The organism is Sphingobium sp. Z007 (assembly GCF_900013425.1).
Lineage (GTDB): Bacteria > Pseudomonadota > Alphaproteobacteria > Sphingomonadales > Sphingomonadaceae > Sphingobium.
The window spans coordinates 1,240,699-1,254,845 of the sequence record NZ_FBXK01000005.1; the positions used below are offsets into that span (position 1 = coordinate 1,240,699).

A 14,147-nucleotide genomic window follows, 5' to 3' on the forward strand; every position below is an offset into this window, starting at 1 on the left:
TGCTAAATGGCCATTGATGTAAATCGCGGCGCGTTCGTGAAAGAGGAATATCGCTTTGAGGAAAGGGCCGCACCTGAGGTGCTGGCAGTCCAGCCGCAGGCGCGTGTCATCAAACTAGAAACCAATCTCGACCTAGCCGCCGCTGGTGCGCTGGCCGACGAGATTATGAACGAGCATAAGCATGTGTCTCAGGCATATGAGGTTGTGCTGGCCGGTGTCGATGTTTGCGATGACCAGTCGTTCATCGGTTCCCCTCCGACATTCACCTGCAATTTCCCAGACTGGCCGGTCGATCAAACCGATCTGCTGCGCGTCGTCAGCGTCGTGGTCGACTACCAAAACTGGTTGACCACCATCACCATCAAGGGGCCGCAGACATGATCGAAAACCCATTTTTCTTGGCTTCCGCCCCGCTGTCTTTCGAGACGACCGGCATTGAAATCCCTGCGTCTCCGGGCGTGAATCTCACCAACGACAATATGGACATGGCATGGCGCTCGGTCGGCCTGGACGGCATCTATGTCGTCATGCGCTGCTCTTCGCCCGTCGATACCGTGGCAATCCTCCACAGCAATTTGCGCGCCACTGATACCGTCCGCATCCGTGCGGCCACCACCATTAGTGGAACACTCTCGGCTCCCGTCTATGATAGCGGCCCGGTGCCCGCATATCAGGGGCAGAAGTTCGCGCCCTATACAACCAAGACGATGATCGACCTTGGCCAGACCGTGCAATCGCCGTTCTGGCGTTTCGATTTCACGTCACCCGGCAATCCAGCCGGTCAGATTGAAGCCGCGCGCATCATCATGGGCGAGCGGATTGAAGTGCCATCGGGCATCGACTTCAATTGGGAAAAGGGTCAGGTCGATGACAGCATCCTGATCAGCGGCCCTAACTACGAGGACGTGCAGGAATATGCGGCTAGGCCGACGGTGAAGGCCACGCTGGGAGCGATGGACGAAGCGACGTTCAATCGCTTTGACGCCTTTATGATGACGGTTGGCAGGTCCAAGCCGGTGCTATTCGCCCCTGAACCCGACAACCTCGATACCGCACAGCATTGGACGGTCTATGGCCGCGTGAAGGTCGATTGGAAGGGTCAGAACCCCTACCATAATTGGTGGGATACGGAGATGCAGGTCGCGGGGTTGAGGGCATAATGACTTGGTGACCTTGACCTTACGATAAAGGTCGGTCGATTACCGTTACTCTCGTAAGCAACCTACCTTGCAGAGATAGTCATCGCTGCCCATGCACGTGAATGACGGCATTTCTATGTGAACGATCTTGGAAGTTGCTGGACCGCTCTGATGGTATAAGTTAGCCCCATGAGACGAGCCACGGAGACGACCAATTGAGGCACATCATTAGCTTGCTTTTGCTCGTGCCAATTAGCGCATGTGGCAATCCCAAATCCTTGTCTGGGCAAGTCTACACAGATGCTGAAACGACCGCCCTGGGGACTTGCAACAGACGGTTGCGGGAGGGTTTCAGAAGCAATCTGGGCACGATTGATCCGGCAATGTCATCCGTGACGACCAGCGAAAAAACGATCGACATAGCTTGGCAGGTTGAAAGCAACGTCGGAACGGGGATTGCAGTCTGCACGACGGACCTGCAAGGAATCTCCGTGCTAGGATGGCTAATCGACGGCGTTCAGGTTCAGGGATGAATCTCGCTGCGGGAACAATTCTAAATTGACTAGTCCATTATAAAACTGACGTGGCGGCGTTCCTGATCGTTGCTGCTCAAACCAGTTATCAAGTGACAGAGTTACCCGCGCCATAGGCCACTAAATATCCGACAGGATATGGGGTGGCAGGGTGAAGAGGGTTTTTCTCGCAGAGGTTACAGCGTTCGATCCAAAGGCGAAGCAGACAGTCGTTCTGCATATGTGTTCGCCCGGTCACGGCCCCATCTCGTTTGATAACGATCATGAATATGTCCCCTGCCTGATCGGTGCCCCTGCCCGCTCCATGGCACTTACCGACAATGGCATCCCCGGCGAAATAGCCATCGACTATGGCACCATCGGCCTGCGCCTGAGCGCGGAAATGAGAAACGCCCATTGGCCGGGATATGATTTTGACGGCTATCCATGCCGCCTAATGTGGGCCGAATATGGCGCACCGCTGTCCAGCTATAAGCATATTCCGGCTGGTCGCGTCGGGTCCATGTCGGTCGCGGCAGACATGGCCAATGCCCAGCTACCGTTGCTTGGACCAGAAGCCGAATTGAAGAAGGAGGTTCTGAAATCCTCCTATGCGGGCACGGGCGCAGCAGAAAGCCTTGCGGATTTCAAAGGCCAGTTGAAGCCGTTTGCCATCGGCTTTGTCGAGAACATCGAACCGCCAATGATCGACATGGAATATCTGGTCTATCAGTATCATGGCTATGGTCCGACTGAGGACGTGGTGGCCGTCTATGAGAACGCGCTTACGCTCGGCCCAGCCAAATATACCGTCGCGACCTATGAACAATTGATCGGCCTCACCGCTGAGCAGCTACCGCCTGGAACATGGGCGAAAGCACCAGCCGTGGGCATGTATCGCCTTGGTGCTGAGCCTTTTGGCAAGATCACCGCTGATGTGATCGGCGCGACCGACAATGGCCAGTCCCTAACGAGCTTTGGCGCTATCGCGGCTTGGATGCTCCGCGAAATTGCGGGCGTGCCCGCCAACATGATCGACATGGACGGCGCGGAAGCACTCGACCGCGATTTCCCGCACACATGGGGAAACTATCTAGACAGCAGGGACAAGCCTGAGGACGATAGCGATCCGGCTATCAGCGTTGGTGACTTTCTTCGCGAAGCAGCCTCGCACCTTGCCGCTTATGTATTTCCTGACCGCGATGGCATTTGGGGCTTTGGCCGCAACGTCAGCAGCAAAGCCCCCGTCATGCTGCGCCAGTCCAAGGCGTCCACACCTGTCGTTCTCAGCATCGCAATGCCCGCGACCGCAACACGCGCCCACAAGGTCCGCGTCGGAGGCCGCCGCTGTTTCGTCACTCATAGTGATGACGAGATTTCCTCCGCGTTGAAGGACGCTGTTGATGAGGCGGTCAATGGCGTGGGTCAGAAGGTCGATGAGGTTCAGGCCGGTGTCGATGACATTCGCAAGAATTTCAAATCACTCGTTCTGCCCGCACTGGTCCAGCCGATTGCCGACCTGAAAGAACTGAACCTCAGATATGGCGATGCCATCGGCAAGGCGCAGGGCGCTCTTCACCGCGAGAATCATATCGCGATCACCGCCCTTGGCACCCGCGTTGATGAAAATGGCAATCTGGTAGCAGAGCAGATCACCCATCTTACCAGCCGCGTAAAAACCGGCGAGGACACCGTTGAGGCTGGTTTCAAGAATGTCCGCGAAACCATTGCGGGATTGGACTTCGCTTCTGCATCGGAAGTGACACAGATGATCGCCGAATATGGCGAGGAGGTCAGTGCGGCCTTCACGGAAGAGCGTCGCGTTCGTGCTGAGGGTGATAGTGCGCTTGCCGAAGACATAACCGACATGGGCGTTCGTGTTGGTGACGCAGAGGGCAAAATCAGCGAACTGGAGCGCATCGTCATTGACGAAGGCGGCGAAAATGCACTGGCCGAGCGCATTGAGGAACTAGGCGTCAAAATCGAGGATGAGGTTTCCGACCGAGAAGCCGCCATTCAGGGCCTAGAACGCGCCTACATTGATGCCGACGAGATTGTTGCCGAAAGCGTCACGACACTGAGCAGCCGCGTTTTTGATGAGGCTACCGGCAACAGCATTGTGTCGATCATCAAAGCCAATGCGAAAACCCAGGTCGATGACAACGGCGCTAGGGCCGATCAAATCAACGCCATTAACACCCGGCTAAACCCGACCAACGGGGCAAGCTACGAACAGAATGTCCAACTCATCAGCGACATCAACGGTCTGATGAGCAGCCAAGTCACGTTCAAGGTCCAGACGGAAGTCAACGGCACCAAGGTCGTGGGCGGCTTGGGCATCATCAACCAGAATGGCTATGTGGATACCGCGTTTATGACCGACGCCTTTTCCATCTGGACGCCAAACGGCAAGACCCCGCTCCTCACATTGGATGGCACCGCGCTCCGGGTGAACACCGCGATCATGCAAAATGCCATCATCAATGGCGCGCAGATCACGAACGCCTCGATCGACACACTCAAAGTGGCCGGTGGCGCTATCTCGGCCAATCAGGGCGCGAATGGCGTGGACACCTTTGTTGCTGCCAATGGATCAGCGGACTTTCTGACGACCGGCTTTACGACCATTGGCGATGGCGTTTATGGCTCAGGCAGCATTGAGGTGGACTTCACCATTGATGCTACGCAGGCCTATGACGCGAGCTGTAAAATCCAGCTTTGGGTCGATACCGGCGGCGGCTACGTCATGGCCGAAGAGAAGACCTTCGGCATCACGACCGATAACGGCAACACATACAGTAGGACTGGCGCAGATATCAGCACCATCGTCACTGGCGCGCAGGTTCGCGTGATTGCTCGCGTCGTTTCTGGCGCGTTCACCCCGCGATCCGTTGCCCGCTCTCAATATATCCGAGACATCAACATGAAGCTGATTGGGATGAAGCGATAATGCCCTACGCATATTTTACAGAAGCAGGCCAACTGCTCGTCATTGCATCCGGTCAGGCGAACTATCCTGACCCTACGATCATCGAAGTCGAAGTAGCCGCGGGCACGATGCCCAATGCTATCTATCTCGACCTTGAAACACGGACTGTCCAGCAGCGCCAGCCGTTCAATGTGACAGTTTCCTACAACTGCATCAGCGGCCTTCCCGCTGGCACATCACTTGTTATCGGCGATAGCGTTCACGTCATTGATGATGGCACGGCAGAGTTCGAGGCCGACACGGCTGAGACGATCTACGTCAACCTAAGCCATCCCCATTATCTGGACCAATATGTCGCTGTGCCGACAGGACCGGAGGCCGTATGAAAATCGATATCAAGAAGGGCTACAGCGATGCCCGCGCCGCCGCATATCCTTCCTATGCTGAACAGTTCGATATTCTGTTTCATCAGGGATATGACGCTTGGAAAGCCATCATCCAGAAGGTCAAGGATCAGCATCCCAAGCCCGAATGATCCTGCCCTACCCCGCATAAATATCAGCAAAACTGGTAGGCGGGAGCGATCCAAATATGGACTTTGAATTTGATACGGCTGGCACGGTCAGCGTTGCTAATGGATCGACGGAGGTTATCGGCACCGGCACCAACTGGGTCGCAAACTATCCCGGCTTGGAACTCAATATCGACGGCCTGAACTATCCCGTCAGAAGCGTGAACAGCAAGTCGAGCATCACGCTCGTCCACCCCTTCCCCGGCCAGACCATGGCGAACAAAGCCTACACCATCGTCCCTGTTCACCCCAATCCGAACACCGTCACGCAGTCGGTCACGACCATGATCGAAAAGTCGGCCGATCTCTATGAACGTGCGCTCGATATCATCGAGAACGGCGTCGATGGCGGCGATTCTGCTTATGAAACGGCTGTCAAAAATGGCTTCGTGGGCACCGAGCAGCGATGGCTCGACAGCCTGAAAGGCCGCGACGGCTCACAGGTCGGCCTTGGCGCAGTCGTGAATATCAAGGAGGTCGCTCCTATCCCACCCGGCGCATCCGGCTATCAGCTTATCGTTCCCGTTACCGTTGGCGATCCACCCATGAACCTGACGCAAACAGCACAGGTCATAATCCCTACCGACAAGCCAGATTCAGGCATCGCCATCTGGGCAAAGTCCACGACCAGCGGCCTTGCCGTCGTGCTGGGTTTGGTGAATGCGCCGATCCCGCTTCCACCCGGTTCTGACGAGGAACTGGACCTCTCTGGTTCTGGCACCATCTATGGCGATCCCGGCACGATCTTCCCGCTGGGCATCTACCTCGCCGGTTCGACTGCCAACTTCACCCTTACCGCCCCTTCTGGTTTTCCGCTTCGCATCGAGCGCCGCAACGACATCACCGTGCCGGTCGCAAGCGGCTGGACCATCACGAATGCCGGTAGCCCTTGGCCAGTCAGCGGCGATGCCGTGGGCACATCTAACGCCCTTTACAAGCGGGTCTATGGTTCCACCGATGGCAGCGCGATGACCAATGGCCGTCTGCGATTGATGAAGGGCGTCTATCTCATCACCGATCCGCTCGGCCTGACCTTCAAACAGACAACCGATGATGGGACGACGCAGGCACCGCCTAGCATTCGCATGACCTTCAATGGCGTCGTGAATGAGGAATATCCGATCCTCGCCACGATGTATGAATATAATGTCGGCAAATTCGAGCTGCGCCGCCATTGGGCAGGTTCCAGCACACTCGTCGTGACGATCGGGCGCGGCAATTCCGAAACTCAGATTGTCAGCGCCGATGACCCCGCCTTCGCAGCAGGCTCGCTCAAATCATTGTCGGTGGAATTCATCGACAATGTGGGCGGTCCCGGTGGCACCGTGCGCTTTTACAGCAATGGCGTTCAGATTGGCCCCGACCAGACCAGCGAAGTGAAACTGCGCGTCACCCCTGCCATGTGCCTGGAGTGCAACTCGTCGGGCAACAACACCAGCGACAGCCAAAACAATTTGGAAGTGGCTTCGTTGAACGTAGCTTACGGGCGTCCCGATGTTCAGAGCAGCTACGATGTGGCGGCTTCCGGCCCGATCAGCGCGGCGGACCTGCAAATGCTTTGCGTGGATGCTCGCGGCTTCACGGCATCTCAGGCGCCTGTCACCATCCGCTATCAGGCGGCTGGCCAAGACCCTTATGACCTTGAGGTGGTCGTCGGCGATATGATCGTCCCCACGGGCCGCGCCTATAAGGTCGTCCTGCAAGACTGGTCGAGTGGCGAAGGAATCAATCACCCCAACGAACTCATCATGACTCGTCCAGCAGCGCAGAACTGCCGCTTTGAAGATAGCATCCTCTATGGCGCACAGGCACCATGGACGGAAGTTCTACCCAAGGGCGCGGTGCCCAACATCGGCGGCATCAACTATTACTGCGAAGGCATCCGCATGGGCACCTACGTCCAGTTCCAACTCGGGTATGATTGGGACACGGCCACCATGCCGTCCAACCCGTTCGGCGACCCGCAGGGCAAAAACAGCTACATGGTGCCGCATAAATGGCTGATCTACGACATCGAGGGCAATTTGCTGGGGCGCATCGAACAGCCTAACGGCCAGCCGCTGAACACGGCAGCATCGCCGGTATCGTGGAGCGGCACTCTCGACGGTCGCGGCAATCCCATGGTGACGGCTGCGAACAAATGGTATCCCAAAGGCACCGTGCGCTCCGGTATTATCTGGCGCTCTCATGCGGAGCCACCGGCCTACAGTCAGGAGGATATCTGGAACCGCGTCCCGACCTATGACCTGGCCGTTCCGTTCGGATCGCAAGGTGCCGCATCGGTCAATGGTGGCGATTTGCGCGCGGGCACTGGCGAGCAGCTCAACGGCTTCGCGAACTATCGCTGGATGCCGTGGGAAAGCAGCACCTACAATGACCTCATCACGGCTGGTCAGAACACGCTCAATCCGTGGACGTTCGGAAGCGACCAGAACGGCATGGTGCCCAATGCCAGTGTTTGGCTCAAATACACGCCCTTCAACCAGATGGGCCGCTCGCCGATTACTGGTCCGGGCGGCGTTCGCGATGATCGTCAGATTATGGCCGAGCCGGTCGCCCGTTACGCTCGTGACGTGACGCTCAAGCGCCCGCACGATAACCGCGACATGAAGCAAATCGCACTCGACTATCTGACCGGCTATGCCAGCGATCCATTCCACTGCTTCGAGAATGGCAGGCTGACGCCACTCTTCAAGGGCGACGCTCGCCGCAATATCACCCTGCGAAACCATTATTATGGTGGTGGTGAAAGCGGCACTCCTAGTGAGCGCGCCTATTACATTCAGGGTGGTCGCCCCTATGAATTTGTGACGGCCAACAACCCGCTGCGTGTTCAGGTGCCCTATGGCGGTTCGGCTTCCGACAAGCCCTATTTCGGCACCAACCAGATTGACCAAGACCACGCACACCAGTTTCCGCATTGGGGTTCGCTCATGTGGCAGTCGCCTGAATTTGCGATGCTCGGCCACAAATTCGGCGATCAGGCCCGCCTCTACCTACCCTGGATTTTGAACAACGCTTGGGGTGAGGCTGGCGAATTTGCATCGCGCGGCGCGGCTTGGAAATACATGCACGCCGCTCTCGCGTGGAAAACCGGATCCAGCAATTCGAGCAGGCTCTACAGCCGTGCGGAGATTCTGGATTGGGTCGTCTTCGACTTTGAGAGTTTCTACGATGCTTTCTGGGACAGCACACCGGGCTTCCTCAATCCGCCAGCCAATGTCATCGGCGGCGGCAACAATGCGATTTTCGCTGGCGCGCAACGCTTCGGCCCATGTCTCTGGAGCGATGATTATGGCCTTTGGCAACACGACTTCATGATTGGCTACTGGATGAGTGCGCTTCACGCGGCTGAAAAGCTGGGCTTCAATCAGGCACTCCGTGATGCATCGCCCAAGGCAAAGGCTGTCGTGGATTGGCTCATCACCATGCACCAAAAGCGCATTACCGGCAGGATCAACGGCGGTATGGAGGTCAACAGCGTCGATATTGAATATACGCTGCCCCTGTGGACCCCTCAGATGATCGCCGCAGCCGGTGGCAATGTCTCGGCCCTGCCCCAGACTTATGCTGCTGTGGCAACCGCACAGGGCAGCAGCAAGGCTCCTAATTGGGATACGTGGAGCGGCGGCAGCCGTGACGGACAGGCCATGGATCAGCTACTTGCCGGTCCCTCGTTGCTTCTCGATATGGGCCGCACTGACAGCGCGCTTGTGACCGCCGAGACAACCGCTCTTGGATATCGCCAGAGCAAAATCGACAGTGAAATTGCCAAGGGCGCGCAGAACGCTGGCAGTGGCTGGTTCTATTATCATCAGACCACGAACAACCCGCCAAGAAAGCCCTGACCTCTCCGACTGGTGCCTCCCGCTAAATATCGGAAACGATATCGGGAGGCACTTAGAGTGGCAGTCAATAAACCAATCACAATAAGCTATGCCACTCCTGCATCTGATGATGCAGTATCGTTCAATACCATCTGGGTTATCACTCTTAATGGCGTCTCTCCAACCGGAAGTCCGGTTGAAGCATATCTCAGCATTTCACAGAATCATCGCCGCAAGCTGCTGCTCAGCTTGGAGAATGGTCTGACGTGGAATGATACCGACAAGTCGGTTCACGTCCTCATCCGCAACGGCCAGCTATCTTTCATCCGCGACGATAGCGAGATGGGCTACGAATTCTGGATTGTCTGGGACAACACAAATCTACAGCGCATTGCTTATGGAACCGTAACAGCGGTCAGGGTGGACTAATGGCACAAGAAGTCGGGATTACCGAACTCGCCGCACAGGCTGAAATTGAAATCATCGACGTTGATAGCGGCTTGGTCGCCATTCCCGGTCCCAAGGGTGACAAGGGCGATCAGGGCGATGTCGGTCCAGAAGGCCCGCAGGGGGCCGCCGGGCCTGCTGGTCCCGTCGGCGCTGCTGGCGCGAAGGGTGACAAGGGCGATAAGGGTGACATCGGCAATGCTGGCCCAACTGGTCCCGCTGGTCCGGTCGGACCAACTGGCGCGAAAGGCGATAAAGGCGACACTGGCGAGCGTGGCCCGCAAGGTGTGATAGGACCAACGGGACCGACTGGCCCCAAAGGTGACAAAGGCGACACGGGCGCGGCTTCGACCATTGCCGGACCAACCGGCCCCATGGGGCCGCAAGGTGCAAAGGGTGACAAAGGTGATCGCGGCGATACCGGCCTGACTGGCCCGCAAGGTCCGAAAGGTGAAACGGGCGCGACTGGCCCTGCTGGTGCTGCCTCTACGGTGCCCGGTCCTAAGGGCGATACCGGCGAACGCGGACCTCAGGGCGAAACTGGCCCGACCGGCGCAGCGTCCACCATTCCCGGCCCACAGGGTCCAAAGGGCGACAAGGGCGATACCGGGCCAGCGGGCGCACCTGGCACTCCCGGTCCTGCTGGCACCGACGTTGCCGACTTCTATTTTGAGGATGGAACGGTCAAGCTGGAGATGAGCAATGGCTCAGTCTGGGAAGCGTTTATCCCGGCTGGCGATGGCGGTTCAGGCACTCCCGGCCAAGATGGCGTCGGCGTCGTCAGCGTCACCATTGATAGCAACGGCCACCTCATCGTCACTCTTAGTGACGGCAATGTAATCGACGCTGGGTTGGCGAAAGGTGCAGATGGCGCGGTGGGTGCGACAGGCCCAAAGGGCGATATCGGCGCTACGGGCATCGGCGTTCCGGCTGGGGGTTCAACGGGTCAGATTCTCCGCAAGACCAACAGCAGCGACTACAACACGTCATGGGTCACGCTGAACGGCATCCCCACGGGCGGCACTACCGGGCAGGTTTTGGCCAAAAGCAGCAACACCAACTACGCAGTCGGCTGGGTTACGCCATCAAGTGGCGGCGGTGGCAGCGGCAAGCCGTGGTATTTCGATGCGCCGCTTGCCAGCACTTTCACGCTCCAGAGCGGCAATGCCGTCCAGCTTTCGTTGACCGACGATGCTGACGCTGGATTGCTGGTGAAGAGCGGTGCGAGTGCGACCGGCGATATCAGCCGCGTGGCCTACAGGACGCTGACCAACAAAGCGCTGGATTGGGATATCGTGATCCGCGCCCCGATCATCATGAACGATGCCGATTATCGCAAGGGCGGCCTAATGGTTATGGATAGCACGACCAACAGGCACATCATCTGCGGCCAGATGAACGAGTATCAGCCGTTTGGGGTAATCAAATTCACGGGAATGACCGGCGGCTATAACGGCTCGATTGCTGCTCAGGTGTTCAAGTCTCAGCCGACTTTCTATCGCGCGGCCTGTGTGGGTTCGACCCTGACATTCTACGTCAGCCAATGCGGCAAAAACTGGCTGCAAGTCGGCACGACCGCAATTGGCGATGCCTTTGGCGCAAGGCCGGACAGGATCGGCGTCGGCTTCAACATCAGCACGAGCGATCCACTACAGGCGTCGATGACCGTCGATTGCTTCAAGCTCACTGGCCCGGCTGTTTAAGGGTCTGCAAAAGGTAGGAGGCATGGTCGCACATGGCAAAAATAAAGAAGACTGCCGAGGAAGGCAGCATCGGTTTCAAGCAGGCGGCGCAGGTTGCGCTTTTCATTGTGCGGAATTGGAAGATCATATCGACCGCGCTTGCTGTCTTCATTCCGGCCACAGCCGCTTTGACCGGCAAGCTACAGCCCGTGGCTGATGCAATTGCGATTGCGAACCCCCTGTGATGGCAGTCGTAGTGGATCAGGAAATGCGCGATCTTCTCATTCGTCTGGACCAACGGGTCGATGACGGGTTCAAGAATATCAACGCCAAGCTGGATGAGATGAACCGACGCGCGGACGGGCATGAGACGCGCATACGATCGTTGGAAGACTGGCGAACCGAGGTCCGGGGCAATGCCAAGGGCATAACGGTCGGCTGGAAAGTCGGATCAATCCTTGTTGGAGCGTTAGCGGGCATCGTGGGCTATATGGGTTTTCAGGTAGCGCTCGTGCCTAAAAAGGCAGAAGTGAAAACTGAAACCACGATCGAGCGAAGCATCACCGTTCCCGCTAAAGCCCATTAATCTCGTAACCTGGCGCTAACGTCCTGACCTTACAGGGGTGTAATGGCTATCATCGGTTTGATCGCAGTGCTGCTCGTCGGCGCATACACGACAGCGTATCTTTGGGATCATGGGCTTCATCCCCGAACTCGTGGCTCCATGAGGTATCAACGACGAAAAGCTAATCATCGTGGCGTTGGATTTAACGACGTGTCGGTAAATGCGCGCAATGATAGGCATCCGATCCCTAAGCCGCGTCACGGCACGCATCTCGAAACTCTGAATCGAGGCGTGTCCCTGACGCTGCTTTTGATTGTCGGTGTGCCAGCCGTTGTGATCGCTGGTCTGCTCATGCTTTATACCCCCGAATTTGGCTGGCCTCTCGCTCTGGTCATATTTTTCTCGACTGGATGGCTGATCTATCTCCGTAAGGTATAGTTAGGCCACGAATAGTGGTGGTGCTCATGGGAGTAAGGTCGTGCCAATGGGATCGCGACATGATGAGACAGGTTGGCTGAATGAGCAGAACGGCCAACTCATATTGCGACGGGGCGATGGGGGCCGCTGGCGCTTGGAAACTGGCCTAATACTCGGCTGGAAAACCCGAAAGCTAATCGGAAAACGGGTTCGCGTTCTGGGTATAAGGTGCGAATTCGATATGCTCGATGTGCAGGAACTCGAACCAGTTTGAATCTATGCTCGGCCCGCAAATGTCAGCTTGAATAAAGCCGCCATATCGTCTGCATTTTCCACGGTGATTTTCACGTCCGCTGGCACTGCATTTGCAAATCCCACGGTAGCAAACGGGTTGACGTCGTAGGCGACGTCTTGCTTGGTCAGCCATATTGCAGGTTCGCTTTTGTAGGCCAGCTTCAACGCCTCCAACTGCAACGCTTGTCGATATGCCGCGTTCCACTGGCCCTTTTTGTAGGTGGATAGTCCATCAAGATCACCAACATCATCATGCCCCAGAGCCAGCCAAGCACGGAATTGCGCGTTAGCGTCGGAATAGTCCTCCGCCTCAACTTGCAACCAGAATACCTGATGACCGGAGCGGCTCATCGCAGTGTCATGGATCACATTCATTTCTGACTACGCGCCGCGTCCAGACGCGCCCATGCGGCATCTTCGGAGGATTTGCGAGTAGCGGCCTCAGCAGCTTTCTTTGCCGCGATCTGTTGTTTTCTCGCTTCTTTGCGTTCTGAGGTCCACGCGACCTTGCTGCTACCTTTGGCTGCTGCGCTCATGTTCGCGCGATGCTCGTCCGACTTTGCAACGCCGGATAGCTTGGCCGAGATAGCTGCCTTGTGATCGTCACGAAGAGTGTCGCCCGACTGCGGCAGATTGATCGTTGCGCTTTTCTGGCGCGAGCAGATAGTTGCCGTGTCTTTGTTGAACTGGCCTGTGGATCGAGCAGCATATGATTTCCATGTCAGGACAAATGCGAACTTATTGTCCTCATTCTGGAGATAGCGGATGCGGTTGGCGTCAATTGCATCTTGCAGAGTTTTAAGCTGCCTTGGCTCGAACAGGTCCAAAAAATCCTGAAATGGCAGATTCACCGTATGGCCAGCAGCAGCCTGCTTTCCCGTTGATGTCGAGTGCCAGGATTTCAAATAGGCCAACAGCTTTGGCGATATGTTGAGAATACTATTCATGTCGTGCTCCAGATAAATGAACCCCCGGAGAGCACGACCAATCCGGGGGTTCGACAGGTTCACCGATTGCTACGATGGCCTGTAAAACTGATACGAAACGCTATCGTGTCGTGCTCTGCGTTCGATCTATTTATCTGTTTCTGGTATATCTGGGCACTTATGCTACTATGTCCATCATACTGCCTGAGCGGTTATCTCGTCTATATACCTATCCAATAGAATAGGTATATATAGTATTAAGTAGGTGATCGGCTTTGAGATAAGCGATAAACCAATAGAATAGGTATATTACTCTGTAGAGTAATACCCCCCCATCCCATTGGCCTATCCCTCATCCCAAATCCAATCAGTAGCCCCACGCGGTTTCCCGCGTCCTCCGGGCTGTTCAGCCCTTCAGACGGTGAACCCGCCAGGACAAGTTCCTCCAGAAGCCAGTTCTGGGTGCTTCGCCAGATCAGTAGTCTCCGACGGCTCAGATGTCCTGCGGACGGCCAGTCGCTTCGCTCCTCCCAGAAAACGATTGATAGAAAGTGGCTGCGCCGAGGAAAGCGCGCCCGTTGAAGCCCGCTAAGGGTTCGTGCAGGGCCAAAGCCCGCAAAGCGCAGCGCAAGTGCCCACTAAGAGTGATGGCCCGCACAGGTCATCTGAGGGCAGATTTTTAACCATGCCGTCTAACGCCATTTTTACGCTCAGCGCTCTAGCAGAGGCTTATCGGGAGCAATCCTGATGGCTCTTTGACACTGATATTAAACGACATTCCACAAGAACCATGGTGTGTAAGCCAGAGTAATAGCTGGCGCAGATTGGGGACAATACC

The 14,147-nt window shown here is 56.5% G+C and carries 14 protein-coding genes; 12 read left to right on the forward strand and 2 right to left on the reverse strand.

The genetic code is table 11. The features are described 5' to 3' along the window. The first annotated feature begins 6 nt into the window (after window positions 1-6). From CEQ44_RS13900 to CEQ44_RS25110, 12 genes are all read left to right on the forward strand, one after another. Window positions 7-381 (forward strand): hypothetical protein, encoded by a 375-nt coding sequence (locus CEQ44_RS13900; RefSeq protein WP_088184052.1) that lies wholly within the window; start codon window positions 7-9, stop codon window positions 379-381. Next, the gene (locus CEQ44_RS13905; RefSeq protein WP_088184051.1) at window positions 378-1,160 is read left to right on the forward strand and encodes a hypothetical protein; all 783 of its coding nucleotides are present in this window, start codon (window positions 378-380) and stop codon (window positions 1,158-1,160) included. The genes CEQ44_RS13900 and CEQ44_RS13905 overlap by 4 nt, the downstream gene beginning before the upstream one ends. Before the next feature lie 816 nt (window positions 1,161-1,976). Then, the gene (locus CEQ44_RS13910) at window positions 1,977-4,601 is read left to right on the forward strand and encodes a DUF1983 domain-containing protein (protein WP_088184050.1); all 2,625 of its coding nucleotides are present in this window, start codon (window positions 1,977-1,979) and stop codon (window positions 4,599-4,601) included. After that, complete coding sequence (locus CEQ44_RS13915) at window positions 4,601-4,966, forward strand: hypothetical protein (RefSeq protein WP_088184049.1); 366 nt, start codon at window positions 4,601-4,603, stop codon at window positions 4,964-4,966. Before CEQ44_RS13910 ends, CEQ44_RS13915 begins: the two co-directional genes overlap by 1 nt. Then, a complete protein-coding gene (locus CEQ44_RS24440) occupies window positions 4,963-5,115 on the forward strand; it encodes a hypothetical protein (RefSeq protein ID WP_176400309.1) in 153 nt (50 codons plus the stop codon). Before CEQ44_RS13915 ends, CEQ44_RS24440 begins: the two co-directional genes overlap by 4 nt. A gap of 56 nt (window positions 5,116-5,171) precedes the next feature. Next, on the forward strand, window positions 5,172-8,999 hold the full coding sequence (locus tag CEQ44_RS13920) for a hypothetical protein (protein ID WP_088184048.1): 3,828 nt from the start codon (window positions 5,172-5,174) through the stop codon (window positions 8,997-8,999). Between the two features lie 57 nt (window positions 9,000-9,056). Next, complete coding sequence (locus CEQ44_RS24010; protein WP_140419333.1) at window positions 9,057-9,407, forward strand: hypothetical protein; 351 nt, start codon at window positions 9,057-9,059, stop codon at window positions 9,405-9,407. Further along, entirely contained in the window at window positions 9,407-11,128 is a 1,722-nt protein-coding gene (locus CEQ44_RS13930; protein ID WP_088184046.1) for a hypothetical protein, read from the forward strand. Before CEQ44_RS24010 ends, CEQ44_RS13930 begins: the two co-directional genes overlap by 1 nt. 32 nt (window positions 11,129-11,160) lie before the next feature. Beyond that, the gene (locus CEQ44_RS13935) at window positions 11,161-11,352 is read left to right on the forward strand and encodes a hypothetical protein (RefSeq protein ID WP_088184045.1); all 192 of its coding nucleotides are present in this window, start codon (window positions 11,161-11,163) and stop codon (window positions 11,350-11,352) included. 11 nt (window positions 11,353-11,363) lie between these two features. Then, entirely contained in the window at window positions 11,364-11,693 is a 330-nt protein-coding gene (locus CEQ44_RS13940) for a hypothetical protein (RefSeq protein WP_140419446.1), read from the forward strand. A 42-nt stretch (window positions 11,694-11,735) separates the two neighbouring features. After that, a complete protein-coding gene (locus CEQ44_RS24015; protein ID WP_140419332.1) occupies window positions 11,736-12,110 on the forward strand; it encodes a hypothetical protein in 375 nt (124 codons plus the stop codon). Between the two features lie 46 nt (window positions 12,111-12,156). Beyond that, a complete protein-coding gene (locus CEQ44_RS25110) occupies window positions 12,157-12,363 on the forward strand; it encodes a DUF5818 domain-containing protein (RefSeq protein ID WP_140419340.1) in 207 nt (68 codons plus the stop codon). A 2-nt stretch (window positions 12,364-12,365) separates the two neighbouring features. Here CEQ44_RS25110 and CEQ44_RS13955 read toward each other — a convergent pair whose 3' ends face one another. Together CEQ44_RS13955 and CEQ44_RS13960 are read right to left on the reverse strand one after the other, a co-directional pair. After that, on the reverse strand, window positions 12,366-12,734 hold the full coding sequence (locus CEQ44_RS13955) for a hypothetical protein (RefSeq protein WP_140419331.1): 369 nt from the start codon (window positions 12,732-12,734) through the stop codon (window positions 12,366-12,368). Window positions 12,735-12,754: 20 nt separating this feature from the next. Then, window positions 12,755-13,330, reverse strand: coding sequence for a hypothetical protein (locus tag CEQ44_RS13960; protein WP_088184041.1), 576 nt, complete (start codon window positions 13,328-13,330; stop codon window positions 12,755-12,757). Between the last annotated feature and the right edge of the window lie 817 nt (window positions 13,331-14,147).

Excerpts from the sequence above, each read along its gene's own strand:
- CEQ44_RS13900 (WP_088184052.1), top strand. The coding sequence starts at position 7 with ATGGCCATTGATGTAAATCGCGGCGCGTTCGTGAAAGAGGAATATCGC.
- CEQ44_RS13905 (WP_088184051.1), top strand. The coding sequence starts at position 378 with ATGATCGAAAACCCATTTTTCTTGGCTTCCGCCCCGCTGTCTTTCGAG.
- CEQ44_RS13910 (WP_088184050.1), top strand. The coding sequence starts at position 1,977 with ATGGCACTTACCGACAATGGCATCCCCGGCGAAATAGCCATCGACTAT.
- CEQ44_RS13915 (WP_088184049.1), top strand. The coding sequence starts at position 4,601 with ATGCCCTACGCATATTTTACAGAAGCAGGCCAACTGCTCGTCATTGCA.
- CEQ44_RS24440 (WP_176400309.1), top strand. The coding sequence starts at position 4,963 with ATGAAAATCGATATCAAGAAGGGCTACAGCGATGCCCGCGCCGCCGCA.
- CEQ44_RS13920 (WP_088184048.1), top strand. The coding sequence starts at position 5,172 with ATGGACTTTGAATTTGATACGGCTGGCACGGTCAGCGTTGCTAATGGA.
- CEQ44_RS13930 (WP_088184046.1), top strand. The coding sequence starts at position 9,407 with ATGGCACAAGAAGTCGGGATTACCGAACTCGCCGCACAGGCTGAAATT.
- CEQ44_RS13935 (WP_088184045.1), top strand. The coding sequence starts at position 11,161 with ATGGCAAAAATAAAGAAGACTGCCGAGGAAGGCAGCATCGGTTTCAAG.
- CEQ44_RS24015 (WP_140419332.1), top strand. The coding sequence starts at position 11,736 with ATGGCTATCATCGGTTTGATCGCAGTGCTGCTCGTCGGCGCATACACG.
- CEQ44_RS25110 (WP_140419340.1), top strand. The coding sequence starts at position 12,157 with ATGGGATCGCGACATGATGAGACAGGTTGGCTGAATGAGCAGAACGGC.
- CEQ44_RS13955 (WP_140419331.1), bottom strand. The coding sequence starts at position 12,734 with ATGAGCCGCTCCGGTCATCAGGTATTCTGGTTGCAAGTTGAGGCGGAG.
- CEQ44_RS13960 (WP_088184041.1), bottom strand. The coding sequence starts at position 13,330 with ATGAATAGTATTCTCAACATATCGCCAAAGCTGTTGGCCTATTTGAAA.